Genomic DNA, 26231 nt, shown 5'->3' on the forward strand with positions numbered 1-26231 from the left:
TCCTCGTACTGGACGTACTTGGGCTTTCGGCCGGTGCGGCGAGAGTGCGTGCCGGGCGTCGCGACGGGGCGAACGTTGCCTGCCGCGGCACTAGCTATAGCTAGTCGAACAGGTCCGGCTGCTCGCGGATGATCTGCTCCCACAGCGGCCGGAAGCTGAGCCAGCCCGCGTAATGAGTGCCGACCTCACGCTGCGCGAACTCGGCGGTCTCGTGGTCGATGGAGAGGGGCTTGCCCGCCGCCATGGCGAGGAGCTGGGCCTGGCAGGACCGCTCCATCGTGATGAACCACCAGGCCGCCTCGCCCACGCTGTGCCCGACGGTGATCAGGCCGTGGTTCTGGAGGATCGCCGCCTTGTGGCCGCCCAGCGCGGCGGCGATGCGCCGGCCTTCCTCCCGGTAGCCGGCCGGCCCCCCGTAGTAGTCGTAGACCGCGTGATCGCGGTAGAAGGCCGCGGCGTCCTGGGTGATGGGGTCCAACGGCACGCCGAGCGAGGCGAAGGCCTTGCCGTGGAGCGAATGCGCGTGCGCGGCGGCCACCACGTCCGGTCGCGCCTCGTGCACCTCGGAGTGGATGTAGAAGCCGGCCAGGTTCACCTGCCCTCGGCCCTCGACGACCTCGCCCTTCTGATCGACGAGCAGCAGGTCGGAGACCTTTATGTGGTGGAAGCTCATGACGAACGGGTTGACCCAGAAGTGATCCGGGTACTCGGGGTCACGCACCGTGACGTGGCCCGCGATCCCCTCGCCGAACCCGAACTTGCCGAAGAGTCGGAACGCGGCCGCGAGTTCCCGCTTCCGCAGCAGGCGCTCCTCGGCGGACGAGAGGTTCTCGGCGGGAGCGGGCAAGCCGATCCCCGGCTTGATGATGTTGGCCTGGCCGCGCTGCTCGGCCGGAGCAGCCGGCGTGCTCACAGTTTCCGTCATGCTCCAAGGGTATTTTCGACGGCGCCCAGGCAGTATGTGCAGACCTCACCGCATCCGGAGAGGACAGTGTGCGGTCTCGACATACCGTCCGCGCCGCCTCGCGGAAGTCGAGCCCGGTAAGGAGGTCGGTGGTGAGTACGTCAACGTCATGGCTCGATCTGCTGCTGGCCGACGCGTCGGCCGGTCGCATGGCCCGGCATCGCGACGAACTGCTCCAGCAGGGCGCGGACGCGTCCCAGGTCGAGCGGGAGGCGGGCCTGGCGCTCCGGATCGGCGCGCTGCTTGAGCAACGACGTCGACAGGCCTCCGAACTGGCCGCCCTCAACGACATCGTCGCCCAGTTGACGAGTCTGCGTCGCCCGGACGCGGTGCTGCAGGAGATCACCACGCAGGCCCGTCGGCTCCTGGGCGTCGACCTGACGTACCTCGCGCTGCTCCACGCGGAGGATGCCGTCGTCGAGGCGGTGGCGGGGGCGCTGACCCCTCAGCTGCGAGGTCAACCCCTGTCACGCAGCTCCGGCATGTTCGAGATCGTGATCACGCGATGCGAACCGTATTGGACGGAGGACTACCTCAGCGACGTTTCGTTTCCTCATGAACCCCACGACGCGGTGGCCGGCGCCGAGAGGATCCGTGCGCTGCTGGGGGTGCCTCTCATGCTCCGCGGCCGGGCGCTGGGCGCCCTGTTCGCCTGCAAGCGCCAGGAGCGCCACTTCTCCGACAGCGAGGTCACCCTGCTCTCGGCGCTCGCCGCGCATGCCGCACTGGCCATCGACAACGCCACCGCGCTCGAGCGCTACGAGGCATCGACCGCGCAACTGGCCAACGCGAACCAGCAGTTGGAGCGTGCCCTGCACTGGGACCGCCGTCTGACCGACGTCGTCCTGCGTGGCGGAGGGGTGGCGGAGCTGGTACGCGAGATGGCCGGGGTGACCAGCGGCGAACTGCGATTCATCGACGAACGGGCGGACATCGGACCGGAGCTCGCGCAGCGGGTACCGCAGGTGTCGGACGCCCTCAGGTCGCTCTTCGACGCGACAGCCGATGGACCGCACCAGGTCGAACTCACCACGAGGGACGGCGAGTCGGCACAGGCTAGAGCAGTGCGCACGGATCAGGGCGTGGTGGGAGCCCTCGTTCTCGTCGGAGGCTGCGAGCGAGACGACCAGCTTCTGCTGGAGCGGGCTCTTCCCGCCCTCGCGCTGGCCGTGGTCAGCGAACGAGCCGTCGCGGAGGCGACCCGTCTGACCCGTGACGCGATGCTCGTCGATCTCCTGAACCGGCCTGCCGGCGATCCGGACGAGCTGCGCCGACGGATGCGGATCGCCGGTCTCGAACCGTCACGTGCTCACTGTGTAGTCGTCGCCCTGCCCTGCGGCGACGCGCAGGCGGCCAGGAGAGACCTGAGTTCGCTGCCGTTGCCGATCGGCACGGTGATCGCCACCGACGGGCCGAGGCTCCTCGCCGTGGCTCCCACCGACGATCCCGTGTCCCTCGCGAAGGCCTGGAACAAACACGGCGCGCACACGGCGACGGTGGGCATCACCGGTCCCGCCTCGGCCCCTGCGCAGCTGGTGCGCTGCTATCACGAGGCGATCCAGACGGTGAACGCGCTCCTGACGCTCGACCAGCCCGGAACGGCCACCACCGCTCACCAACTCGGCGTGTACCGCGTCCTCCTGGACCCGACCGGTCGGGCCGAGCTGTCGGCGCAGTTCGACGCGTTGCTCGGCGAGGTGGTCAGAGAACAGGAGCAGCGCAGTGTGCCGCTGCTGGCCACCCTGAAGACGTATCTCGACCAGGGCAGGCGCGCCGCGCCCACCGCGAAGCTGCTCGGCGTGCACGTCAACACGCTGTACCAGCGCCTCGGCATTCTCGACAGGGTCCTCGGCCGAGGCTGGCGGGAGCCGCCTCGGGCCGTTGACCTGCAGATTCTGCTGCGGGTCGTCCCATGGGACCGCAAGCGCGACTGACCCGGGCATCGCCGCGTCACGTGTGCCGGGCTCCCGTCGCGGACTGCGGCCCGATGATCTCCGGTGCCCGCTCCCGCATCTCGACCTTGCGGATCTTGCCCGTGACGGTCATGGGGAACGCGTCGACACAGTGCACGTACCGCGGGATCTTGAAGTGGGCGAGCTTGCCGGAGCAGAACTCCCGGACGGCGGCCGCGTCGAGTGGTGCCGCGCCCTCCCGCAGCCGGAGCCAGGCCATCAGCTCCTCGCCGTACTTCTCGTCGGGCACTCCGATCACCTGAGCGTCGAGGACATCGGGGTGGGTGTAGAGGAACTCCTCGATCTCACGCGGGTAGATGTTCTCGCCACCGCGGATCACCAGATCCTTGATCCGCCCCGTGATGGCGAGACAGCCGTCCGCGTCCATCACCCCGAGGTCGCCGGTGTGCATCCAGCCGTCGGCGTCTACGGCCTCGGCGGTCTTCTCCGGCTCGCCCCAGTAGCCGATCATCACCGAGTACCCGCGGGTGCACAGCTCACCGGACCGTCCTCGCGGCACCGTCTCTCCGGTCACCGGGTCGACGATCTTCACCTCGACGTGGGGGTGCGCCCGTCCGACGGTGGAGACCCTTCGCTCCAGGGAGTCGTCCGCCGTGGTCTGCGTCGAGGTCGGAGAGGTCTCGGTCATTCCGTAGCAGATCGCCACCTCCGGCGCCCACTTGGTGACCTGTTTCATCACTTCCACAGGGCACGGTGATCCCGCCATCACCCCGGTACGCATCGACGACAGGTCGTACGACGCGAAGTCCGGCAAGTTCAGCAGCGCGATGAACATCGTGGGTACGCCGTACAGGGACGTGCACCGTTCCTCGACGCAGGCCGTGAGCGTGGCGACCGGGTCGAAGGCGGGCGCCGGAATGACGACGCAGGCTCCGTGCGAGGTCGAGGCGAGGTTGCCCAGGACCATGCCGAAGCAGTGGTAGAAGGGCACCGGGACGCAGATCCGGTCCTCCTCGCCGTAACCGAGCAACTCGCCCACGAAGTAACCGTTGTTGAGGATGTTGCGGTGAGAAAGCGTCGCGCCCTTGGGGAAACCGGTGGTTCCCGAGGTGTACTGGATGTTGATCGGGTCGTCGGGGGAAAGCTCGTTCTGCGCCTCGGCCAGCCGGTCCGGTGACGCCAGGCGGCCGCGATGCAGCAGCGCGGCCCACTCCTCGCCGCCCAGGTACACCGTGCGCTCCAGACTCGGGCACCCGGGCGCGACCTCCTCGGCCATCGCCGCGTAGTCGATGGTCTTGAACGACGCCATGGCGAACAGCACCCGGATCCCGGACCGGTTGAGGGCGTACGCCAGTTCGTGGGAGCGGTACGCGGGGTTGATGTTCACCAGGACGGCGCCCATCTTCGCGGTGGCGTACTGCACCATCACCCACTCCGCGCAGTTCGGAGCCCAGATCCCGACCCGGTCACCGCGGGCGATCCCCGCCTCGATCAGGGCCAGTGCCAGCGCGTCCACCTCGGCGCGGAGCTCGGCATACGTCCACCGTCTCCCGGTCGGCACATCGACGAGGGCCTCACGTCCCGGAAACAGTGCGACGGTCCGGTCGAAGTCGTCGCCGATCGTCGTGTCCAGCAGCGGCCTCTCGGTGGAACCCGTCGCGTGGCTCAGCTCGGTGTCCATACTCGTTCTCCTCGGCCTCGGCATCTCGCCGCCTGCGTGTCCACCGAGCCGAGGGGACGGATGCCCGGCTTCCGGTACCGCCTCGGCTCGTCGCGATACCTCGCCCTCGGTGCCGTGGCACGTCTCACCACGGCGCCTGGCTGCCCTTGAGGTGCTGCCAGTACCGCCGGTGCGCGTGCCGTGCCTGCTCACTCGTCATGCCGGCGGGAAGTTCCTTGTCCAGTGGATCGGCCAGCTCCGCGATGTCCCGCAGAGCACCGCTCTGACAGGCCCGTTTGGTGAACGCGTACTGTCCGATGCAATCCTGCGGCGTCATCCCCGCGACCGCCACTGCCCGCTCCAGCAGGTCCTCGGCGGGCACCAGCTCGTGCACCATGCCCAGCGCGTGGGCCTGGGCCGGGTTGAAGATCTCCCCCAGCAGGCAGGTCCGGGCCGCCACCGGATCGCCCCAGGCGTAGGCGAGCATGCGCACGTACACGGACGGCATCGGAATCCCGATCGGGACCTCGTTCAGCCCGAACCGCGCGCCCTCCGCCACCGACACCCGGTAGTCACAGACCGCGGCGGTGATCAGCCCGCCGGCGAAGGCATGCCCGTTCACCGCCGCCACCGTCGGACGCGGATACGTGAAGAGCCGCATGTTCGTCGCCCGGTAGTCCTGGAACCACGAGGCCACATCCGCCTCGTCACCGGCGAACAGCGGGAAGTGCTCGCCCAGGTCCAGGCCCGCGGAGAACCGCGCCCCCGTACCGGTCAGCACCACAGGACACTCCGGGTGATCTCGCTCCAGCCGGTCGAACGCCTCGTGCAGGTCGGCGAAGAAGTCGCGGTTCTGCGCATTGACCGGATTGGTGTTCATCGTCACGACGGCGACACGACCGCGCCGCTCAATCGTCCAGCTCATATCCATTCCTTCGCTCACGAGGGTGTGGGAATCGCCGTGTCGGCGGTGCCGTGGGCGACGCGCGCCCGCCGGCGCCGGCGGGGCACGGGCGTACCTCGCGGTACTCGCCGGCCCTGCCTGCGCCCGGCTCGGCCTCCGGGTCCGCGGTCGAGGACGAATCTGACCCCGGACGCGGACCGGCCGGAACCTCCGAAGGTGGGTCGGAGGGGAGACACCCACCTTGGTGGGTAGACCATTGCCGGACATGCGGACCCGCGCCTAGCCTCACGATCGGATGCCACAAGGAGGTGCGCCATGACCGTGCCGATCACACCGCAGAAGACCATCGAGACGCGGCTCCTCGCCCGCTCACTCGCCGATTTCCGCACCCACAGCCGCATGGACATGGTGTTCGGCGGGCGGGTCCTGCCCGGGGCGGGCGCGCTGGAGATCACCGAACTGTGCGGGGCCCGCACCCGCTCCGCCGCCAACCTGCGGGTACGCGCCGGCGCCGGACTCGGCGGAAAGGCCCTCATGCTCGCCCGCCCGGTGTCCGTGAGCAACTACCTCTCCGCGGAGGGCATCTCACACGTCTACGACCACGCCGTCCGGCCCGAGGCGCTCGAGACCATCGCCGTCCTGCCGATCATGGTGGACCGAGTGCCACGGCTCGTCGTCTACCTCGCCACCCGAGCCCAGGTGGGCCTCGGCGACCGCTGGTTCGACAGCTTCACCCCGCTGGTCCGCCGGCTGGAGCGGGACATCGCCGTCGAGGACGAGGTGCGGCGGCGACTCGCCCTGATGCAGGCCCCCGCCGTCCCTGAGTCCGCCCCATCGCTGGTCAGCCGGGCCGAGCTGCAGGACATCGCCCGGGAGCTGGCGGAACTGGCCGGGCAGATCAAGGACGACGCCCTGCGCGCGCGGGTCGAAGCCGTCCGCCGTCGATGCGCGCCCGCGCCCGGCCCCGCCGCTCCGGCGGCGCCCGCCATGCTCAGGCCCCGGGAGATCGACGTACTCCAGGAGGTCGCCCAGGGACTCAGCAACCGGGAGATCGCCCAGGCCCTCGGTCTGCTGCCCAACACGGTCAAGTCCTACCTCAAGACCGCCATGCGCAAGCTCCACGCCCACAACCGCGTGCAGGCCATCCTCGTCGCCCGCCAAAGCGGCCTCATCCGCTGACGAACGCTTCACACGGTGATTCCCGGACGGCAGGGTCCCCACATGTCTTCTCAGCCCGCAGCAGTGATCGACGCCTGGATGCAGCACCCAGGGCAGACCTGGCTCGACGACGAGATGTTCGCCTCTCTTCGGCGCTGGAAACCAGGCCCCTTCTCGGAGACCGCGCAGCCGGTGGAAACCACCCTCGACATGATGGACCGGGCCGGAGTCGGCCAGGGACTGCTGAGCGCCTGGTGGGGCCCGTCCGGCCCGATGATCGGCAACGACGACGTGGCAGCGGTGTGTGCGGCGCACCCGGACCGCTTCGTCGGGGTGGCGTCGGTCGATCTGGCGAAGCCGATGGCGGCAGTGGCCGAACTGCGTCGCTGTGTCGAGACGCTCGGCTTCCGCGCACTGCGGGTGCTGCCGTGGCTGTGGGGGCTGCCGCCGGACGACAGGCGCTATTACCCCCTGTACGCCGCCTGCTGCGAACTCGACATCACCTTCTGCACCCAGGTCGGGCACGCCGGTCCGCTCCGCTCCTCCGCGCCTGGCCGGCCGATCCCGCATCTGGACAACGTGGCACTGGAGTTCCCCGAACTGCGCATCGTGGGTGGCCACATCGGGGTTCCCTGGCTGGACGAGATGATCTCCCTGGCCACGAAGTACCCCAACGTCTACATCGACACCTCGGCCTACACCTGCGCCCGCTATCCCGCGGCGCTGGTCGACTACCTGCGCGGGCACGGCCGTCGCAAGGTCCTGTTCGGGTCCAACCACCCGTTCTGGCCTGCCGCCGACTGCCTGGCCGAGCTGCGTTCCCTCGGCCTGGACGAACCGACCGAGCAGGCGTTCCTGCACGACAACGCCGCCAGGGTGTTCGGCCTGAAGCCTTGACCGCGGTCCCCGCCGCGCGGGCGGCGCCGGCGGCGCTCATGAGAGCGCCCGCAGCAGCAGCGCGTCTCCCTGCCCGCCGCCCCCGCACAGAGCGGCCACTCCCGTGCCGCCTCCGCGGCGGCGGAGCTCCAGGGCCAGCGACAGGATCAGCCGCGCCCCGCTCATCCCGACGGGATGGCCGAGGGCGATGGCGCCGCCGTTGACGTTCACCCGGTCAGGGTCGACGCCGAGGTCACGCACCGACTGCACAGCGACGCTCGCGAACGCCTCGTTGATCTCCAGCAGGTCGAGACCGGCCGGTGCGGGTCCACGTGACCGGCTCAGCGCGTCACGGACCGCGTTGGCCGGCTGTGGGAGCAGTGACGGGTCGGGGCCCGCGACGCTGCCGTACGCGCCGATCTCCGCCAGTGGCTCCACGCCGAGCCGCTCGGCGTGCTCGCGGCTGGTGACGACGAGCGCGCAGGCTCCGTCGGACAGCTGCGAGGCGGAGCCGGCGGTGATGGTTCCGTCGGTCGAGAAGGCCGGGCGCAGGCGCGCGAGGGACTCCTCGGTGGTGTCGGGACGCACCCCTTCGTCGGTGCGGACGGTGACATCGCCGCCCCTCGCCGGTACCGCCACCGGGACGATCTCCTCGGCCAGCCGGCCTGCGGCGGCGGCCTCGGCGGCCAGTCGGTGCGAGCGGGCCGCGAAGGCGTCCTGTTCCTGGCGGGAGATGCCGAGTGCGGCCTGGTACCGCTCGGTGGCCGCGCCCATCGGCATGCCGTCGAAGGCGCAGACCAGGGCGTCGGAGTCGAGCGAGTCCGTCATGTCCACGGCGCCGTACCCGAAGCCTCGGCGGGCGCCGGGCAGGAGGTGCGGGGCCAGGCTCATCGACTCCATCCCGCCTGCCACGACCACATCGTGCTGTCCCGCGGTGACGAGAAGGTCTGCGAGGGCCACCGCGTGCAGTCCGGAGAGACAGAGCTTGTTGACCGTGGTGGCGGGCACATGCAGCGGCAGCCCCGCCGCGTGGGCCGCCTGACGGGCCGGGTTGGGCCCTACGCCTGCTTGGACGACCGTTCCCATGACGACGGCGTTCACCTGGTCGGCGGCGATGCCGGCGCGTTGGACCGCTGCTGCGATGGCGGCGGCGCCCAGTTGAGGTGCGGGCAGTCCGGAGAGTGCGCCGAGCAGCTTTCCGATGGGGGTTCTCGCCCCGCCGATGATGACGGATCCTGGCATTTCCTCTTCCTCCGTGATGCAGACGGTGCGCGTGTGGTGTGCGTGGTCCCGGGGCCGAACATGGTCAGATGACGAGGCCGCCGCCCGCGACGACGACCTGACCGGTGATGTGGTCGGGACGACCTGACCGGTGATGTGGTCGGGACGACCTGACCGGTGATGTGGTCGGATTCGGGGATGGTGAAGAGGTAGACGGCGTTCGCCGCGTCCGTGGGCGTGCCCGCGCGGCCGAGCGGGATGCCCGCCTCCAGCGCCGTCCTCGCCCCACGTTTCGGCCGAGCCCGGCGATCGAGGTGATGCTGACGACTTTGCGTACGGTGCGCTCCCCCGCCTCGGCATCGCGCCGGGCGGCTTCACGGAACGCGCTCGTCGCGGCGCGCAGAATGCGCAACCGCGAGACAGCCGAGGCACTCGGGCTGCTGCCCAACACGGTCAAGTCCTGTCTGAAGACCGCGATGCGCAAGCTCCACGCCCACAACCGCGTCCAGGCCGTCCTCGTGGCGCGCCGAAGCGGTCCGGTCCGGTGAGCGCCCGGAGGCACGGCCGCAGCCGATCTTGTCGAGACGGCGTCGCCCCGTGTCTCAGGACCTCACACGACGAGTTCCGGCAACCGCCGAGTGACCAGGCCACGCGCGTCGGCCATGATCCGGTCGATGACGTCGGCGCAGCTGGAGACCTCGTGGACAAGCCCCTGTGCCTGACTCGCCCACCACAGACCGCCGTCCATGTCGCCCTTGCCCAGAACTTCCGCGCGCCCGCGCTGCCCCGACGCCAGGTGGGCGATGTCCCCGAACGTCGCGCCCGGGCGTCGGGAGATCTCGACGATCTCCTCGGAGACGCTGTTGCGGGCGACCCGCGCGGAATTGCGGAACTCCCGGAACACGATCTGGGTGGACCTCTCGTCGTTGGCGACGATCTGCCGCTTCACGTTCTCGTGCACCGGGGCCTCGGCGGTGGCGACGAACCGGGTGCCCATGTTCACGGCGGACGCGCCCAGCGCGAGGGCCGCGACAAGGCCGGCCCCGGTGGCGAAGCCTCCCGAGGCGATCATGGGGATGGTCAGCTGCCGCGCGGCGGCGGGGATGAGTATCAGGCCGGGAACGTCGTCCTCCCCCGGGTGGCCGGCGCATTCGAAACCGTCGATGCTCACCGCGTCGACACCGAGCTGCTCGGCCTTGACGGCGTGGCGCACCGCCACGGCCTTGTGGATCACCTTCACCCCGGCGGCCTTGAAGCTCGGCAGATGCGGCGCGGGGTTGCTGCCGGCCGTCTCCACGATCTTCACTCCGCCCTCGATGATCGCCTCGCGGTACTCGTCGTACGGAACCGGGTTGATGGTGGGCAGGATGGTGAGGTTGACGCCGAACGGCTTGTCGGTCATCTCCTGGGTGCGGGCGATCTCCTTGGCGAGGTCCTCCGGTGTCGGCTGGGTGAGTGCCGTGAGGAATCCGAGCGCGCCGGCGTTCGCGACCGCCGAGATCAGTTCGGCCTTCCCGACCGCGGTCATGCCACCGCAGACGACCGGGTGCTCGATGCCGAACGTCTCGGTGAACGCAGTCCTGAACATGTTGAACCTCTCTTGATGTGGCGTGCCGCAGTCGGCAACCCGTGACTGCGGCACCTGGTGACGGGTCCGCCACCGGCATGGGGGCATGCCGGAGGCGGACCGGTACGGGTTCCACGCGGCGGCGGACGAGGAGCCGTTCGGGGCCGGGGCATCCTGGTCGCGTCCCGCCGCGTCAGGCGATCTCGGCCGCCGCGACGGCGGGGCTGGTCGCCGTCTGTTCCATGGCCCGCTGACGGGTCTCGGGTAGGGCCACCGTGCAGAGCAGACTGAGCAGACCGAAGCCCGCGAGCATCCAACCGATGGCCGCGCCGCCGCCGCTCGCCGCCAGGTGCGCCGCCAGGATGGGCGCGGTACCGCCGCCGATGACACCGGCGAGGGCGTAGGCCATGCCGGCGCCGGTGTAGCGGTACTGCGTCCGGAACATCTCCGGCAGCAGGGCGCCCACCGGACCGTAGGAGACCCCCATGATCGCCAGGGTGACCGTGAGGCCGACGGCGAGGGCGGCCGCGGAACCGGTGTCGAGCAGCGGGAACAGCAGCAGCGCCCAGGGCACCGACAGCGCGCACGAGGCGAGGACCACCTTGCGCCGGCCGAACCGGTCGGAACAGATTCCGGAGAGGGCGATCGCCGCGCCGAAGACCACTGCCGCGAGGATGCCGATGGACAGTACGGAGGCTCTGCTGAGTCCCATCGCGGCGGTGCCGTAGGCGGTGAGGAAGGCGGTGCCGATGTAGAAGAACGCGAACATCATGGCCAGCGAACCGGCGGCGAGGAGGAGTTCGCGAGGCTGCTTCCAGAAGACGCTGACGACCGGAACCGCGCCTGTGTTCCGGGGCTGCGTCCGCTGCCGGGTGAACACCGGCGTTTCCTCGACCTTGAGCCGGACGTAGAGACCGAGCAGCACGAGCAGACCGCTGGCGATGAAGGGTATGCGCCAGCCGTAGGCGATGAAGGCGCCCGAGGTCTCGCCGACGAACAGGTTCACCGTGAGGAAGGTGATGTTCGACAGCGCGAAGGCGAGGGCGGGACCGAGTTGCGGGAAGACTCCGTACAGGCCTCGTTTGCCCGCCGGGGCGTACTCCGCCGCCAGCAGAGTGGCGCCGGCCCACTCACCGCCGACGGCCAGACCCTGGGCGATCCGGAGCACGATCAGCGCGATGGGCGCACTCACGCCGACGGCTCCGGCTGCGGGAAGGAGGCCGATGAGGAAGGTGGAGACACCCATCAGCAACAGCGTGCTGATCAAGGTCTTCTTGCGGCCGATCCGGTCACCGAAGTGACCGAAGATCATGGCTCCGAGGGGGCGGGCGCCGAATGCCACGGCGAAGGTGGCGAAGGAGGCGACACTGCCGGCGGCCCCGCCGAGGGCGGGGAAGAAGACCGTCGGGAAGACCAGAGCGGCAGCGGTGCCGTAGATGAAGAAGTCGTAGAACTCGATCGTGGTACCCACGCAACTGGCCATGGCGATGCGGCGCATCAGTGCCTTGGGCGGTCTCTCGGTCGCTGTATCGGTGGTCGGGGACATCGGCGTCTCCTGCTCAGCGGCACGCCCCGCACCTGGGTGGTCGGGGCTGAGGGGTGGCGAGCAGTCTGAGCCCGCGTTCGCACCCGCGGGAACCTTCCAAAGTGGGTCGTACGCGTGGACATCCCCTTTGGGGGGCGGCGGTCCGCAGACAGGACGAAATACCTCCGGACCCAGCGGATCCCGGTCGGGTCCAGCCGTCAGCCGCCCAGCCGCCCAGCCGCCCAGCCGCCCAGCCGCCCAGCCGCCCAACGAGGAGGAACCCGCCGATGATCGTCATGACACCGCGGACGCGGGTGTCGGCGCGCGCCGCCGTCGGCCGGGTCTGCGGCACGGTGCGGAACAGCATCCGACGGCGAGGGGGACGACGGCGCAGAGCGCCATGTGCAACGTCCCGAAGATGCCGGTCCGAACCGCGACCGGCAAGCCCGCCGCAGAGTCGATGATCCGGGGGAACAAAGAGAAATACAGCAGCAGCGCCTTGGGGTTCAGGCCGCTGATGCCGGCGCTTCAGCATGACCTGGCGGCGGGAGGAGGCCATGGCCTCCATGGAGACGCTGAGGGCGACCGGCGACCGGCGACCGCAGAACCGTCAGCCGAGCCACGTCGGGCAGGCGGCCCCGAGAGCCGTGAGCTCGGTGAGCGGAGTCGTAGAGCCGGCGACGATCACCACGAGGCCCGCCGCGGCAAGCAGGGCATACCCGGCGTGTCCTGCCACCGGCCCCGCCACCGCGGGAGCCAACGACCGACCCCGCAGCCGTGCCGAGATCACGCACGCCCACTCCGCCCAGGGGTGAACACCGGAAGAGGGTCCACCCCTGGAAAAGCACACAAAGTGCTTGAAATCATGATCAATCACCCCTTCTTCCATTCCTCCTCCCCATGGGAAAACCAGCCCGAACTGACGGGGAAGTATTTCTATATCTCCCTTATCCGTACGATTCTGGAGCATAATTTCCTCATGGATGACTTGGATCGCAAGATCCTTACCGAGCTACAGCGAGACGGCCGCCTGACCGTGACCGAACTGGCCGCCCGCGTGAGCCTCAGTGTCTCGCCCTGCCACCGACGCCTGCGAGACCTGGAACGGTCAGGCGCGATCATCGGCTACCGCGCCATCGTGGACAGGGGCGCCGTGGGCCTGAACTTCGAGGCCCTGGTCTTCGCCACGCTGCGCTGGGAGGAGCCGGACACCGTCACCGCCTTCGAGAAGGCCGTCGGTGCCGTACCGCACGTGATCCAGGCCGAGCGCCTGTTCGGGGAGCCCGACTACCTCCTGCGCGTGGTCACGGCCGACCTCGCAGCCTTCCAGCAGCTCTACGACCACCACCTGGCCGCCCTTCCCGGCGTCCAGCGGCTCACGTCCACCCTGGTCATGAAGCACGTCGTCACCGACCGTCCGCTGCCCGAGCGGTAGCCGGGGCACGCCGGGCGGCACACGCTCGGGCGATGTCGGCAACCACATGTCCCGCCGGCCGGGCAGCCGGCACCCGACGTTCGACCGGCCGGAGGCCGGGCCCCCCGGGAAGCGGACCACGGCGCGGGCCGGCCGGGCGAGTGGCCGGTCCGTAGCGCTGCCGGCCCGGACAGCCCGACCCAGGTCAGCACGACGGGGCGTCGACGGCCGGTGCGACCTGTACGACGATGCCGGTGACGGATTCGGCTACGAGCAAGGCGAGTTCACGTACACGTCACTGCACCGGACCGACGCCGAGGCACGATTCTTCGTCGAGACACCCACCGGTGCAGGGACCGGAATCCCTGCACACCGGGACTTCCGCACGGTCGTGGTGGGCACAAGCGGCGGCCTCGGGTCGGGCCGACCCGCCTCATGAAATCCGACCTCCTCGCCTCGCGCCTGCACGGACGGCGGGCGTTCGCGATGACCGCTCGGCGTCCGTGCCACCGCCGGACGTCACTGCGGATTCGGGGCTTCGGCTCGCGCCGGCGCTGTCGTCGGCCAGGCGCGGGGGAACGGCACCCGCAGGGATTCCGCCGCGACCGGCGTGTACTCGGCGGACGCGTGCAGCCGCCCGTCGCGCAGGACGACGGCACCGCTGCGGAGCATCGTCTCGACCAGCTCGGCGGCGAGTGCCTCGGATGTCCTGCCCAGCAGCCGTGCCGCGTCGGCCAGCCACGCCCGTGCGTGCAGGTAGGGCTCGACGTCGGCGACGGGAATCCCCTCGCGGATCATGAGGGCGAACGCGAAGATCCGGCGGGCGCCGTACCAGACCGCCCCGGCAGGGTCGTCGACGAGGCGCCGGGCGCGGCGCAGGGCCGTGGCGAACGCGGTGCCGGGATCGGCCGGGATCGGCCCATGGGAGGGCAGCAGCACGCGTGGGGACAGATCGGCCATCCGGCGCAGGGAGGCGAGTGCCGTGGCGGCGGCGTCGGGTCCGTCGAGGGCGAGGTTCACCCAGCCGACGTCGTAGTCCGACAGGGCGTCCCCGACCACCAGCAGCCGTTCCTCCGGCTGCCACAGGGACAGGTGGCCGGGGGTGTGCCCGGGCGTGCGGATCACCTGCCAGTCGGTGTCGCCGAGCCGCAGGACCTGTCCGTCGTGGAGCGGTTCGTCGACGGTGTAGGGGCTGACCGGCTGGTCCAGGTACTCCGCCAGACAGCACCCGGGATCGCGGCGCGCAACGGCCTGGGCGTCAGGGGCACTCGCCGCCACACCAGCGCCCTGTGCCTGGAGCAGCGCATTGCCCCCGACGTGGTCGGAGTGCCAGTGCGTGTTGACGACCAGCGCGATGGCCCCGGCGCGGGCGCGTGCCCATGCTGCCGTCTCCTGCGCGTGACCGACGAATCCGCTGTCGACCAGGGCCGGGCGCCGGCCGGGCAGCAGGAGCAGGTTGGCATCGGGGAACAGCCTTCGCCGCCAGGTCACCCACGCTGGGAGCCGCTCGTCGTCGCTGCCGTTCATCAACAACCTCCCTGAGCAGCAGGCGAATCGGCGTGCAGTTCCGCGTGCACCAGGTGTCGCCCGCTCACCACTGTGCCGGGCGGCCCTTGAGTTCCTGCCAGTAGCGCCGGTGCGCGTGGCGGGCCTGACCGCTCGTCATCCCGGCCGGAAGTTCGCCGTCCAGCGGGTCGGCGAGTTCGGCGATGTCGCGCAGGGCGGCGGCCTGACAGGCCCGCTTGGTGAACGCGTACTGCTCGATGCAGTCCTCGGGCGTCTTCTCGGCGACGGCCACGGCTCGCTCCAGCAGTTCCCCGGCCGGGGCCAGCTCGTGGACCATGCCCAGCGCATGCGCCTGATCCGGGGTGAAGATCTCCCCGAGCAGGCAGGTACGGGCGGCGACCGGATCGCCCCAGGCATGGGCGAGCATGCGGACGTACACCGCGGGCATCGGGATGCCGATCGGCACCTCGTTGAGCCCGAACCGCGCCGACCCATCGGCCACGGCCACCCGGTAGTCGCAGACGCCGGCGGTGATCAGTCCTCCGGCGAAGGCGTGCCCGTTGACCGCGGCGACGGTGGGGCGCGGGTAGGTGAACAGCCGCATGTTCGTCGCTCGATACTCCCGGAACCAGGCGGCGACGGCGGCCGGGTCGCCGGCGAAGAGCGGGAAGTGCTCGCCCAGGTCGAGACCGGCGGAGAACCGGGCGCCCGTGCCGGTCAGGACGACGGGGGACTCCGCATGATCGCTTTCGAGCCGGTCGAACGCCTCGTGCAGATCGGCGAAGAAGGCGCGGTTCTGCGCGTTGACCGGGTTCGTCGTCATCGTCACCACGGCGACGCGGCCGCGCCGCTCGATCGTCCAGCTCATGCTCGGTCTCCTTCGGTGTCGGGCGAACCGTGGAGGTGCACGCCGTCGGTGCGGGCCTCCAGTGCGCGGATCACGGCTGCCATGTCCTCGTCGCCGTGGCCCCGAGCCACGGTCTCGCCGTAGAGGGTGTGGCAGATGTCCAGAAGAGGGGAGGCCAGGTCCGCCTTTCGGGCGGCTTCCGCGATCAGGCGGTTGTTCTTCAGCACGTCGGTGGCGGCGGCCTGGACGGTGAAGTCGCGGGCGACCAGCTTGGGCGCCTTCACGCGGGAGACGGCGCTGGCCATCGGCCCGGCGTCCAGGACGTCCCGGAGGAGGCGCTGGTCGAGTCCGTGGCGGTCGGCGAAATGGAAAGCCTCGGCGAGGCCGGTGACCAAGGCGATCAGGAACAGGTTCACCGAGAACTTCATCAGCAGCGCGCCTGGGACCGCTCCGCAGCCGAAGGTCTCCCGGCACATGGGAGCCAGCAGCGGCCGTACGGCGGACACGGTGTCGTCGTCCCCCGCCAGCATCCCCACCAGCTCGCCCTGCTCGGCCGGGACACGGGAACCGGAGACCGGGGCCTCGACGTATCTCCCGCCCGCCGCCCTGATGTCGTCCCGCAGACCGCCCGAGTACTCGGCCGAGGTCGTACCCATGTGGACGACGGTGTGTCCGGCGACGCGCGCGGTGAAGTCCGGGGTGCCACGCCCCAGCACCGCGTCGATCGCGGCCTGGTCGGCCAGCATGAGGATCACGGTCTCGGCCCGGTCGAAGACCTCGGCGGGATTCGCCGCGACCTCGGCGCCGGCGGCGTGCAGGGGTTCGCACCTGGCCGGGGTCCGGTTCCAGACGACGAGGGGCGTCCCCGCGCGGGCGAGGTTGAGGGCCATGGGCTGCCCCATGACCCCCAGGCCGATGAAACCGACGTACACGATGCACGGTCCTTCCTGACTCGTCCCGAGGCCGAACCGCCGTGTCCGACTATGACGGCGGTCATGATAGCTCATCCTATGACGGCGGTCATAAGATGAGGGAGCAACACTCGCGTCACGACGGTGGAGGTCGAAAATGGCGGTGGCCGAACGAGGGCCGCGCGAGCGGATGGTCTTCAGCGCGGCGCAGCTCATCCGGCGCGACGGGGTCGCCTCCACCGGCATGCGCGAGGTCGCCGCCCATGCCGGCGCACCGCGTGGTTCGCTCCAGCACTACTTTCCCGGCGGCAAGGAACAGCTGGTCAATGAGGCGGTGAGCTGGGCAGGCCGGTACGCCGGCGCCCGCGTCGTCCACTTCCTTGCCGTGCTGGACGAGCCGACCCCCAGCGGGTTGTTCGGCGAGATGGTGCGCCAGTGGACCGACGAGTACGAGCGCGCCGGCTTCGCGGGCGGCTGCCCCGTGGCCGCCGCGACGGTGGACTGCGCGGAGGCCGTCGTCTCCACGCGCGAAGTCGCGGCCGACGCGTTCGCCGCCTGGGCCGGCCCGGTGGCACAAGCCCTGATCGACATGGACGTGCCCGAGGAACGGGCACGCTCGCTCGCCACGCTCATGATCAGCGCCCTGGAGGGGGCCATCCTCATGGCCCGGGCGGAGCAGCACGTACGCCCGCTGACGACCGTGGCCCATGAACTCGGCCCGCTCCTCGACTCGGCGGTGAGCAAGCCGGGCTGACCGGTCGCCCTGTCGAGGCCGGCGGGGAGGCGGCCGCACGCCTCCCACCTGGACACCCGTTCCTGTGATCTTGAAGATCCAGGAAGGGGCAAGCGGCGCGGCAAGCGGATGGGTGCGCCGCGGTTCACGTCGAAGCGCAAGGCGCGCCTTGCCTGCCGGTTCACCACCGGCGTGATCCGCGTGGACGCTGACGGCCGTCACGTCACCCTGCCCCGGCTGGGCATGATCCGCACCGACGAGCCCACGGTGAAGCTCCTCGCCCGCGTCCAGGCCGGGACGGCCCGGATCCTGTCCGCGACCGTGCGGTACGAGCGCGGACGCTGGTTCGTCTCGTTCCAGGCCGAGGTCAAGCGGGACCTCGAACGCGTGGCGCGGCCGGACGTGGCGGTCGGTATCGACCTCGGGGTGAAGGCCCTCGCGGTCATGGCCGACAGCACCGGCGAGATCCGCACCATCGCGAATCCCGGGCACTACGACCGGGCACGCAAGCAGCTGCGCCGCGCCTCCCGCGTCGTCTCCCGACGCCAGGGCCCCGACCGGCGGACCGGGCAGAAGCCGTCGAAGCGGTGGGAGAAGGCCAACGCCGCCCGCAACAAGGTGCATCACCGGGTGGCCAACCTCCGCGCAGACGCCCTGCACAAGCTCACCACCGCCGTGGCGGCCGAGTACGGCACGGTCGTGGTCGAAGGCCTCAACGTCGCCGGGATGCTCCGCAACCGGCGTCTCGCGCGAAGGATCGCCGACGCCGGGTTCGGGGAGATCCGCCGCCGGCTCACCTGCAAGACCCGCCAGCGCCACGCCACCCGCACCATCGCGGCGGACCGCTGGTACCCCTCCTCGAAGACCTGTTCCGGGTGCGGCGCGGTGAAAGCCAAACTGTCGCTGCACGTGAGGACCTACCAGTGCGACGCCTGCGGCCTGGTCATCGACCGGGACGACAACGCCGCACTCAACCTCGCCGCGCTCGCGGCAGCGGCAACAACTGGTACCGGAGTGGCCGGAGACCAGGACACCCAATCGGTGTCGAAGCCTCGTGGAGCCGACCAGAAGACCCGCACCACCCGCCCCCGCCGCAAGGCGGAGGCGGGGCGGGCAGGTGGCGCAACCCTGCCGCACCAGCGGCAGACGGAAGCGAGAGACCGTACTCAAGCCGAAGCCCTCACGCTCTGGTGACGAGACGGACCTTCCGGGCGGAAACGTCCGGAACGCTGAGAGCTGACCACGGTCTCGGCAACAGTGTCCACTCCAAAGGATCAGCCTCAGCCTCACATGTCGGCTGCTCCTCAGACACTCTGTTCATGCCAGGGCGGAGATCTCCGCGTTCTCTTCGTCCTTCGCGCTCCCGCTCGCGGCCAGTGCCTTGTTGCGGCGGACGGAGGACCACAGGGACCAGCCGATCAGGACCACTCCGACGAGTCCGGTGATGATCTCATTGATCTCGTACCGGATGGTGACCAGCAGCAGCACGGCCAGGGCGCCGATCGCGTAGTGCGCGCCGTGCTCGAGGTAGACGTAGTCGTCGAGGGTGCCCTGGCGCACGAGGTACACCGTCAGCGACCTCACGTACATCGCGCCGATACCCAGTCCTAGGGCCATCAAGGCGATGTCGTTGGTGATGGCGAAGGCGCCGATGACGCTGTCGAAGGAGAAGGAGGCGTCCAGAACCTCCAGGTAGAGGAACATGAAGAACGCCGCCTTGCCCGCCAGTGCGACCGCCGAGCGGGGCTTGCCGGTGCGGTCGGCCTCCTCCTCATCCTTCTCCGTGGCCTCCTGCTCGCGTTCCTCCTCCTCTTCGAGTCTGTTCTCGAAGTGGCCGGACAGGCCGCCGACGATCAGATAGGTGATCAGGCCGGCGATACCGGACAGCAGCACGGTCTCCGCCTTGTCGACCTGTGTGCCGCCGTACTGGTGAGCCTGAGCGGCGAAGGTCGTCGCGGAGACGAGCAGCACGATCAGGGCGACACAGACCGACAGCATGTCGACCTTGCCCAGCTTGGCCAGCGGGCGCTCGATCCAGGCCAGCCACTTGACGTCCCGGTCCTCGAAGACGAAGTCCAGGAAGATCATCAGCAGGAACATCCCGCCGAAGGCGGCGATCGCCGGGTGGGCGTCGGTCACCAGTTGCTGGTAACGGTCCTTGTCGGTCAGCGCCAGGTCGACCGCGTCCCAGGGGTTGAGCTGAGCGCTGACCGCCACGATGACGACCGGGAAGATCAGGCGCATGCCGAAGACGGCGATCAGCACACCGACGGTGAGGAAGATCTTCTGCCAGAAGGCATCCATCTTCCTCAGGATCCCCGCGTTGACCACCGCGTTGTCGAAGGACAGAGAGATTTCCAGGACGGAGAGGATCGCCACGACGCCGAAGGCGGTCCACCCCCCGTAGAAGGCCGCTGCGGCGAGACCGAGTGCGGTGACCGCGAACGACCAGCCGAAGGTTTTCAGAAGCACTGGCTACCCAATCGTGTGGGGGCACCTCTCGGACGGGGTCCGAGAGGGAGTTCCCTCGCGCCGTGTGGTCAGGTGTTCTCGGGGAGGAGAGCGATGCCGTCGTCGTCGGCGTGCAGGACGTCCCCGGGGTGGAAGGTGACGCCGCCGAGGGTGACGGGGACGTCGACGGCTCCGGTGCCGTCCTTGGCGCTCTTGCGGGGAATGGTGCCCAGCGCCTTGATGCCGAGCCGGAGACCGGAGAGGGCGACGCTGTCACGGACGGCGCCGTGCAGGACGAGGCCGGCCCAGCCGTTGTCCTGGGCGGCGCCGGCGATGAGGTCGCCGACCAGGGCGGTGCGCAGGGAACCGCCTCCGTCGACGACGAGGACATGACCGTCACCGGGGGTGCGCAGCAGGTCGCGCAACAGGCCGTTGTCCTCGTCGCAGGAGACGGTGCGCACGGGGCCGGCGAAGCTGCGGTGGGCGCCGAACTGGCGGAACTGCAGGTCGCAGACGCGCAGTTCGGTGCCGTACCGGTCGACGAGGTCGGCTGTGGGGACGGGGGTGAGGTGCTGGGGCACTGGGGATTTCCTTCGCTCGGGGCTGCCGCGCCCGCTGTCATCCGGCCGTCGGGGGGATGTGGGCGCGAGCGCGGCAGCCTGCTCGGGGGTGAGGGAGCGGGTGGTGTGTCCCCGTAGGAGGAGGTGGAGTCTGGCGGTCTCCTCCAGTTCCTCGATCGCGTCGGCGGCCGCCTCCAGGCTTGCGCCGGCGGTGACGGGGCCGTGGTTGGCGAGGAGGACGGCATGGTGGGTGCGGGCTGTGCGCTCGGCGAGCGGTTCCAGGCTGATGTCGCCGGGGGCGTGGTAGGGCAGCAGCGGCAGGGTGCCCACGCGCATGGCGTAGTACGCGGTGAGTGGGGGAAGGGCGTCGTCCGGGTTCACGTCGTCCAGGCAGGAGACGGCGGCGGCGTGGGTGGAGTGCAGGTGCACGACCGCGTGGGCGCCTGGTCGGGCCCGGTAGAAGGCGGCGTGCAGAAACGCCTCCTTCGTGGGCCGGGGGCCGTCGAGATGCTTGCCGTTCAGGTCTGTTCGGGACAGCTCGGTTTCCTCGACGGTGCCGAGGCTGGATCCGGTGGGTGTGAGCAGGAGGCTGCCGTCGGCCAGGCGGACGGACAGGTTGCCGGTGGACCCGTGGGTCAGGCCGCGGGTGAACAGGGAGCGGGCGGTGCGCACGATCAGCGCGCGGGCGGCCTTCTCGTCGGTGTAGGCGGTCACTCGGTGTCCTCGGCCGTGGCGACGAGGGCGCGGGTGAACAGGTCGGGGGCGCCGAAGTTGCCGGACTTGAGCATGAGGGCGAGGTCGCCGTTCTTGGTGGCGGCGTACGTCCAGGGCACGCCGGGGTCGGCTTCCTCGCCCACGAGGACAGCCCGGACGCCGAGGGCGGTGGTGACGGCGCCGGAGGTCTCCCCGCCCGCGACGAGCAGCTGGCGGACGCCGCGCTCGACCAGGTGGGAGGCGAGGGTCCCGAGGAGTTCCTCGACCTGCGCAGCGGCCTGGGTGACCCCCAACTGCGCCTGCACGGCGGCGAGTTCTTCCGGTGATGCGGAGGCATAGATGAGGACGGGCCGGTCGGGATCCTGCTCGTCGTACCAGGCCATTGCCTCGCCGGTGACATCGCGTCCTGTGGCGGCGGCGAGGACGTCGAGATGCAGGGACGGCAGGCCGGCGGCGTAGAACTGGGCGATCTGTTCCAGAGTGCGGGCCGAGCAACTGCCGGCCAGGACGGCCGCGCGTCCCCCGCGCGGCAGCGGCTCGGCGGCGGCCTGTCCGCAGGCGGGGTAGGCGTGCCCGAGCCCCTCGGCCAGGCCCGCGGCCCCGGCGACGACGGGCAGTTCGAAGGCTGCGGCTCCCAGGACGGCGAGGTCGTCGTCGGTCAGGGCGTCGGCGATGATGTGCCGGACGCCGGTCTGCCGGTGGGCCGCGACGGCGTCGCGGACGGCGTCGACCCCGCGGCGCACGGTGGCCCAGTCGATCAGGGCCACCTTGTGGTGAGTCTGTGCGGACAGCAGGCGCACGAGGGCGGAGTCCGTCATGGGGTTGAGGGGGTGGTGGCGAAGCGGCGAGTCGGACAGCAACTGGTCGTGGACGAACAGATGCCCCTGGTAGACGGTGCGCCCGTTGGGCGGGGAGGCCGGGCAGTGCAAGGTGACGGCGGCACCGGCGGCGTCCATGAGCGCGTCGGTCACCGGGCCGATGTTGCCCTGCGGGGTGGAGTCGAAGGTGGAGCAGTACTTGAAGTAGACCTGTGCGGCGCCCTTGACCCGCAGCCAGCGTTGGGCTGCCAGGGAGTCGGCGACCGCATCGCCGGCGGGCGTGGAACGGGACTTCAGGGCGACCACGGCCGCGTCGCAGTCCGGGGGGAGCGCGGTGGCGTCGTCCGGGGTGCCGAAGACCAGGGCGGTGCGCAGGCCCGCACGCCGGAAGGCGGCGGCGACGTCGGTGCCGCCGGTGAAGTCGTCGGCTATGCAGCCGATGCGCAGGGTCATGGTCGGGGGTCTCTCCTCGGGCGGGCGGGCGGGCGGAGCGTGAGAGTCCGGGGCGGGCGGTCGGAGTAGGCCCGCCCCGGAGCGTTGGATCAGTTCTGGCCGGCGCCGATGGCCTTGATGACGGCGGCGGTGAACTCGGTGGTGGAGGCGGAGCCGCCGAGGTCGCGGGTGGAGGTGCCGGCGGCGATGGCGTCGGCCACACCCTTCTCGATGATCTTCGCGACGGCGGTGAGCTTCTCGTCGCCGTGCTTGGCGCCGAGCCACTCGAACAGCATGGCGCCGGAGAGGATCATGGCGACCGGGTTGGCGATGTTCTGCCCGGCGATGTCGGGGGCGGAGCCGTGGGACGCCTGGGCCATGGCGGTGGTGGCGGAGGAGTTGATGGACGGGGCGGTGCCCAGCGAGCCGGAGATCTCGCCGGCCAGGTCGGAGAGGATGTCGCCGAACATGTTCTCGGTGACGATGACGTCGAAGTCCTGGGCGCGGCGCACCAGGTGGACGGTCATGGCGTCGATGTGGAAGTCGTCCACCGCCACGTCCGGGTACTCCTGGGCGACTTCCTGGCACACGGTGCGGAACAGGCCCGTGGTGAGCTTCAGAACGTTGGCCTTGTGCACGATGGTGAGCTTCTTGCGGCGCGAGCGGGCGAGATCGAAGGCGACGCGGGCGACGCGCTCGGTGGCCTCCCGGGTGATGATGCCCAGCATGATCGCGGTGTTCTCGGTGGGCATGAACTCGCCGGTGCCGGCGAAGGTGTTGCGGTCGGCGTAGAAGCCTTCGGTGTTCTCGCGGACGATGACGAGGTCGGCGCTGTCACAGACGGCCTTGGCCCCGGGGAAGCTCTTGGCGGGGCGGATGTTGGCGAACAGCTGGAAGTGCTTGCGCAGCGTGCCCGAGGGATTGAGCGCGGACTTGTGCGGCTCGGGGTAGCTGACGGAGTCGTGCGGGCCGAGGTACCAGCCGTCCAGTCCTGCCAGGGCGTCCTTGGTCTCCTCGGGGACGGGAGTGGCGTGGGACTCGATCGCGGAGGCGCCGAGCGGCAGGGTCACCCAGTCGACCGAAACACCGGCGGCCTGCGCGGCGGCCGTGGCGATCTCCACGGAGGACGGGACGATCTCCGGGCCGATGCCGTCGCCCTCAAGGACGCCGAGACGGTAGGTAGTGGTGGTCATGGTGCGGGTTCCTCTCAGAACGGGTGGGTCGTGGACCTTGGGGAAGTCGGGGACGCGGATCGGGCGAGGACGGCCGCGGCATCGGTGAGCGCGGTCCGGGAGCGGGCGGCGGCTCTCGGGCTGTCACCGTCCTGGGTGTGTTCCAGCGTCAGCCAGCCGGTGAAGCCACCTGTGTGCAGCGTCTTCAGCAGGGACGGGAGCCGGGGATCGCCGACGGTCAGGGGGCCTCGCGTGGCGGGCGCCGCGAGCTGCAGGCAGCCGGTGACGGAAACGTGTCGGGTGACGGCCTGCGTGGCGTCGATGCCTTCCGCGTCGAGGTGATGGGTGTCCAGCACCAGCCCGGCCGGAGCGCCGAGCGCGTCGATGACGGTGAGGGCCTCGTCAGGGGTGTGCCACAGCGAGGTGTTGGCACGCGACTGCGGTTCCAGCAACAGTCGGCTGCCGTGCTGGGACGCCTCCTCGGCCAGCTGCCGCACGGCGCGTTCGGCCCAGATGCGCTGTATGTCCTCCAGCCCGGGCACGAAGGTCCCGCGCGTCTGGCCGAGGGTGACCGGCACACCCAGTTCGCCGGCGAGACGGGCCGCGCCCAGCAGGCGGAACAGGGCGTGCCGGCGTACGTCCGGCGACGGGTCGGTCAACGTCAGCCGGTCCTGGGCCGCGACCGGTCCCGTGCCGACGCCCAGGACCTTCAGGCCGGCGCCCTCGACGGTTCGGGCCAGGGCCTCGGCTTCGTGTGCGCCGGTCTCACGGACCTGCACCTCCACACCGTCGTAACCGAGTTCGGCCAGGTGGCCGACCGCTTCGGCGAGGGGCGCGGCGAAGCCGAGCGGCATGGGCGCGGCGCAGTCGTCGCCGGAGACCGTGTAGGCCACGGGCCAGGGCAGGCGGGCTGTCATCGCGCGACCGCCGACGCGGTGGCCGTGTGCCCGTCACCGGGAACGAGCAGGCCGCGCAGTTCACGGGCGGCGGCTCCGGCACCGTCCAGCACGGGCACGCCCACCAGGTCGGCCAGCGCCTCGCGGGCCGGGGTCAGCGAGTACTGCGCCAACAACACCACGTCGGCGTCGGCGCCCCCGGCGGCTTGCAGGGCGTCGGCCAGGTGACGGGCGGTCGCCTCGGCATCACCCGCGACGGCCGCCTCCTCGCTCAGGGCGGTCACGATGTCCACCGGGCGGTCCGGCCGTACTGCCGGTATGAGCGCTTCGAGCTGGGCCACGGCGGCCGGAACGGCCGGCGGAGTGGACGCCACGACGGCGATGCGCCGGTACGGACCGGCCAGGGCGGCCGTGAACATCGCCTCGTCGGACTTCAGAACGGGCACGTCCCACAGCGCGCGAGCGGTGTCCACCACCTCCCCGTAGGAGGAGCAGGTCAGCAGCAGGCCCTGAGCGCCGCCGTCCATCACGTGTCCGATCAGCCGGACCATGCGCCGGCGCAGAGCGTCGGTGAGCCCGCCGGCGTCGCGTGCGTCGTCCAGCAGCCGGTCGTCCAGCACGTTCCAGACCGTGGCCTGCGGAAACTCCCGCGCGAACGCCTCCTGGGCGATGCGGGCGCCGGCCGGCACTGCGTGGATCATGGCCACCAGGGGATGGGAATCGATCACCGGGGTTCTTACCTCTTCCGGTAGGCGGGGACCGGCAAGGGTCCCGACCGCAGGCCCGCTCCGGTCGGCGCGGGAACGCCTGGGCGGGCTCGGGATGGGGGACGGCAGCGTTTTGTCGCGTTGCCGCGCCGTCACTGTAGGCCCAACCGGTAAACCGGTCAACCGGTTGAAGGTGTGCGACGCCGCGGGCATCGGCGACTGCCCGGCGGCCCGCGGTGCCCGGCTACCCTTCGCGCCGTTCGAGAGCTTCCATCAGGCGCCGCGACGCGCCTCCCATGTGCCGAGCCATCGCCGCGCGGGCCGCCTCCGCGTCCCCCTCCGCAACCGCTTCGAAGATCGGCACATGGTCGGCGTAGGCCACCTCGCGAGAGCGGACCGCCCCGGTGCGCTCCACCCAGCCGCGCTGGATCATCGCCCGCATGCCCTTGAGCATGTCGCGCAGCACCGCGTTGCCGGCCAGTTCCCCCAGAGCCGCGTGGAAGGCGGTGTCCGCTTCGGGGAACTCGCCGTCGGGACATTCGCGCATCGCCGCCAGCCGGGCGCGCAGCAGCGCCACGCCCGCCTCGTCGCGCGCCTGCGCGGCCAGACCGGCGACGACCACCTCCAGCTCCGCCCGGGCCTGCACCATGTCCCGGGCTCCCCGCTCGCCGAGGACGAGACCCAGCTCGAACAGCCGGTACAGCACGTCGGAGTCGGCCCCGCGGAAGTACGTCCCGCTGGACTGCCGGATCTCCAGCAGCCCGAGAAAGCCGAGTGACTTGATCGCCTCCCGCACGGTGGGCCGGTTCACCCCGAGCATTTCGGTCAACTGCCGCTCCGACGGGATGCGGTCGCCTGGCTGCACCTCGCCGGACATCAGGTAGTCGATCAGTCGGCGGGAGACCTCGGCGGCCAGCGGTTCCCGCGGCTCGACCGTGATCCTGGCGAGTTCGGCCATCGAATTCCTCACTTCGGTATTGACGCGATGGCCGGATTCTAGTTACCTACCGGCAATCCGGTAAACCGGTTGTCCGGAAGTCCGGCGAGCCGCCCTCCTTCCCTGCATCAGCCGTGCGCCACCGGACGTCCCAGCCATGCCAGCCGCGCCCCCGATCTCCCCACCGGGCCGATGCCCGCCGCGACCGTGCGCCCGAGCCGCCGTACAGGAGCCGCACCTACCATGAACGACCCCACGCACGAGCCGAGTACGGCATCGCGTGCGCTGCCGGTCGCCTCCCGATCCGACACGCACTGACCCGCGCCGTCCCGCGCCGCCGGCTGA

Annotated in this window: 24 protein-coding genes and 2 pseudogenes; 8 read left to right on the plus strand and 18 right to left on the minus strand. The window is 70.6% G+C overall.

Going from position 1 to position 26231, the window contains the following annotated elements; translation table 11 throughout:
- Positions 1 to 100: 100 nt before the first annotated feature.
- Positions 101 to 925 carry a class II aldolase/adducin family protein gene (locus AB0J04_RS27110; protein WP_363171161.1) on the minus strand — a complete coding sequence of 275 codons (825 nt, stop codon included), beginning with the start codon at positions 923 to 925 and terminating at the stop codon, positions 101 to 103.
- A 131-nt stretch (positions 926 to 1056) separates the two neighbouring features.
- On the opposite strand from AB0J04_RS27110, the gene AB0J04_RS27115 reads away from it, so the two are divergent.
- On the plus strand, positions 1057 to 2898 hold the full coding sequence (locus AB0J04_RS27115) for a GAF domain-containing protein (RefSeq protein ID WP_363171162.1): 1842 nt from the start codon (positions 1057 to 1059) through the stop codon (positions 2896 to 2898).
- Positions 2899 to 2914: 16 nt separating this feature from the next.
- Here the strand turns inward: AB0J04_RS27115 and AB0J04_RS27120 are convergent, their stop codons facing one another.
- Both AB0J04_RS27120 and AB0J04_RS27125 read right to left on the minus strand, forming a co-directional pair.
- Positions 2915 to 4558: an AMP-binding protein gene (locus AB0J04_RS27120; RefSeq protein WP_363171163.1), complete on the minus strand. Its 1644-nt coding sequence runs from the start codon at positions 4556 to 4558 to the stop codon at positions 2915 to 2917.
- 124 nt (positions 4559 to 4682) lie between these two features.
- Positions 4683 to 5462 (minus strand): enoyl-CoA hydratase/isomerase family protein, encoded by a 780-nt coding sequence (locus tag AB0J04_RS27125; protein ID WP_363171164.1) that lies wholly within the window; start codon positions 5460 to 5462, stop codon positions 4683 to 4685.
- 294 nt (positions 5463 to 5756) lie between these two features.
- On the opposite strand from AB0J04_RS27125, the gene AB0J04_RS27130 reads away from it, so the two are divergent.
- Together AB0J04_RS27130 and AB0J04_RS27135 are read left to right on the plus strand one after the other, a co-directional pair.
- Positions 5757 to 6620: a LuxR C-terminal-related transcriptional regulator gene (locus tag AB0J04_RS27130; RefSeq protein WP_363171165.1), complete on the plus strand. Its 864-nt coding sequence runs from the start codon at positions 5757 to 5759 to the stop codon at positions 6618 to 6620.
- A 42-nt stretch (positions 6621 to 6662) separates the two neighbouring features.
- Positions 6663 to 7496 carry an amidohydrolase family protein gene (locus AB0J04_RS27135; RefSeq protein ID WP_363171166.1) on the plus strand — a complete coding sequence of 278 codons (834 nt, stop codon included), beginning with the start codon at positions 6663 to 6665 and terminating at the stop codon, positions 7494 to 7496.
- A gap of 36 nt (positions 7497 to 7532) precedes the next feature.
- On the opposite strand, the gene AB0J04_RS27140 is transcribed toward AB0J04_RS27135, so the two are convergent.
- Positions 7533 to 8717 carry an acetyl-CoA C-acyltransferase gene (locus tag AB0J04_RS27140; protein WP_363171167.1) on the minus strand — a complete coding sequence of 395 codons (1185 nt, stop codon included), beginning with the start codon at positions 8715 to 8717 and terminating at the stop codon, positions 7533 to 7535.
- A 389-nt stretch (positions 8718 to 9106) separates the two neighbouring features.
- Between AB0J04_RS27140 and AB0J04_RS27145 the strand changes: the two are divergent.
- Positions 9107 to 9244, plus strand: a pseudogene (locus tag AB0J04_RS27145) (LuxR C-terminal-related transcriptional regulator); the annotation flags it as partial.
- 62 nt (positions 9245 to 9306) lie between these two features.
- Here the strand turns inward: AB0J04_RS27145 and AB0J04_RS27150 are convergent.
- From AB0J04_RS27150 to AB0J04_RS27160, 3 genes are all read right to left on the minus strand, one after another.
- Positions 9307 to 10284 (minus strand): nitronate monooxygenase family protein, encoded by a 978-nt coding sequence (locus AB0J04_RS27150; protein ID WP_363171168.1) that lies wholly within the window; start codon positions 10282 to 10284, stop codon positions 9307 to 9309.
- Between the two features lie 172 nt (positions 10285 to 10456).
- On the minus strand, positions 10457 to 11809 hold the full coding sequence (locus tag AB0J04_RS27155; protein ID WP_363171169.1) for an MFS transporter: 1353 nt from the start codon (positions 11807 to 11809) through the stop codon (positions 10457 to 10459).
- A 589-nt stretch (positions 11810 to 12398) separates the two neighbouring features.
- Positions 12399 to 12524, minus strand: a complete 126-nt coding sequence (locus AB0J04_RS27160) for a hypothetical protein (protein WP_363171170.1) — start codon at positions 12522 to 12524, stop codon at positions 12399 to 12401.
- Positions 12525 to 12767: 243 nt separating this feature from the next.
- Between AB0J04_RS27160 and AB0J04_RS27165 the strand changes: the two genes are divergently transcribed.
- Both AB0J04_RS27165 and AB0J04_RS27170 read left to right on the plus strand, forming a co-directional pair.
- Positions 12768 to 13223: an Lrp/AsnC family transcriptional regulator gene (locus AB0J04_RS27165; protein WP_363171171.1), complete on the plus strand. Its 456-nt coding sequence runs from the start codon at positions 12768 to 12770 to the stop codon at positions 13221 to 13223.
- A 46-nt stretch (positions 13224 to 13269) separates the two neighbouring features.
- A complete protein-coding gene (locus AB0J04_RS27170; RefSeq protein WP_363171172.1) occupies positions 13270 to 13641 on the plus strand; it encodes a DUF5110 domain-containing protein in 372 nt (123 codons plus the stop codon).
- An 80-nt stretch (positions 13642 to 13721) separates the two neighbouring features.
- Here AB0J04_RS27170 and AB0J04_RS27175 read toward each other — a convergent pair whose 3' ends face one another.
- The 3 genes from AB0J04_RS27175 to AB0J04_RS27185 form a co-directional block, all read right to left on the minus strand.
- A complete protein-coding gene (locus AB0J04_RS27175) occupies positions 13722 to 14729 on the minus strand; it encodes an MBL fold metallo-hydrolase (protein ID WP_363171173.1) in 1008 nt (335 codons plus the stop codon).
- A 64-nt stretch (positions 14730 to 14793) separates the two neighbouring features.
- Positions 14794 to 15576 (minus strand): enoyl-CoA hydratase/isomerase family protein, encoded by a 783-nt coding sequence (locus tag AB0J04_RS27180; RefSeq protein ID WP_363171174.1) that lies wholly within the window; start codon positions 15574 to 15576, stop codon positions 14794 to 14796.
- Entirely contained in the window at positions 15573 to 16487 is a 915-nt protein-coding gene (locus tag AB0J04_RS27185; RefSeq protein ID WP_363171175.1) for an NAD(P)-dependent oxidoreductase, read from the minus strand. Before AB0J04_RS27185 ends, AB0J04_RS27180 begins: the two co-directional genes overlap by 4 nt.
- 136 nt (positions 16488 to 16623) lie before the next feature.
- Here AB0J04_RS27185 and AB0J04_RS27190 point away from each other — a divergent pair, with 136 nt between their 5' ends.
- Entirely contained in the window at positions 16624 to 17220 is a 597-nt protein-coding gene (locus AB0J04_RS27190; RefSeq protein ID WP_363171176.1) for a TetR/AcrR family transcriptional regulator, read from the plus strand.
- Positions 17221 to 17268: 48 nt separating this feature from the next.
- Positions 17269 to 18393, plus strand: a complete 1125-nt coding sequence (gene tnpB / locus AB0J04_RS27195; RefSeq protein ID WP_363171197.1) for an IS607 family element RNA-guided endonuclease TnpB — start codon at positions 17269 to 17271, stop codon at positions 18391 to 18393.
- 123 nt (positions 18394 to 18516) lie between these two features.
- On the opposite strand, the gene AB0J04_RS27200 is transcribed toward tnpB, so the two are convergent.
- The 8 genes and pseudogenes from AB0J04_RS27200 to AB0J04_RS27235 all read right to left on the minus strand — a co-directional run bounded on the left by AB0J04_RS27200 (position 18517) and on the right by AB0J04_RS27235 (position 25907).
- Complete coding sequence (locus AB0J04_RS27200; RefSeq protein WP_363171177.1) at positions 18517 to 19671, minus strand: DUF475 domain-containing protein; 1155 nt, start codon at positions 19669 to 19671, stop codon at positions 18517 to 18519.
- Between the two features lie 68 nt (positions 19672 to 19739).
- A complete protein-coding gene (gene rraA / locus AB0J04_RS27205; protein WP_363171198.1) occupies positions 19740 to 20231 on the minus strand; it encodes a ribonuclease E activity regulator RraA in 492 nt (163 codons plus the stop codon).
- Positions 20232 to 20291: 60 nt separating this feature from the next.
- A pseudogene (gene otnC, locus AB0J04_RS27210) lies at positions 20292 to 20924 on the minus strand (3-oxo-tetronate 4-phosphate decarboxylase); the annotation flags it as partial.
- Complete coding sequence (gene otnK / locus AB0J04_RS27215; protein ID WP_363171178.1) at positions 20921 to 22195, minus strand: 3-oxo-tetronate kinase; 1275 nt, start codon at positions 22193 to 22195, stop codon at positions 20921 to 20923. The gene otnK and the pseudogene otnC, both read right to left, overlap by 4 nt.
- A gap of 89 nt (positions 22196 to 22284) precedes the next feature.
- Positions 22285 to 23367, minus strand: a complete 1083-nt coding sequence (locus tag AB0J04_RS27220) for an isocitrate/isopropylmalate dehydrogenase family protein (protein WP_363171179.1) — start codon at positions 23365 to 23367, stop codon at positions 22285 to 22287.
- 14 nt (positions 23368 to 23381) lie between these two features.
- On the minus strand, positions 23382 to 24263 hold the full coding sequence (locus AB0J04_RS27225; protein WP_363171180.1) for a sugar phosphate isomerase/epimerase family protein: 882 nt from the start codon (positions 24261 to 24263) through the stop codon (positions 23382 to 23384).
- Positions 24260 to 24943 carry an aspartate/glutamate racemase family protein gene (locus AB0J04_RS27230; RefSeq protein WP_363171181.1) on the minus strand — a complete coding sequence of 228 codons (684 nt, stop codon included), beginning with the start codon at positions 24941 to 24943 and terminating at the stop codon, positions 24260 to 24262. Before AB0J04_RS27230 ends, AB0J04_RS27225 begins: the two co-directional genes overlap by 4 nt.
- Positions 24944 to 25193: 250 nt before the next feature.
- Positions 25194 to 25907 (minus strand): FadR/GntR family transcriptional regulator, encoded by a 714-nt coding sequence (locus tag AB0J04_RS27235; protein WP_037750897.1) that lies wholly within the window; start codon positions 25905 to 25907, stop codon positions 25194 to 25196.
- Positions 25908 to 26231: the final 324 nt, after the last annotated feature.

This window comes from Streptomyces sp. NPDC050263 (genome assembly GCF_040655955.1).
GTDB lineage: Bacteria > Actinomycetota > Actinomycetes > Streptomycetales > Streptomycetaceae > Streptomyces.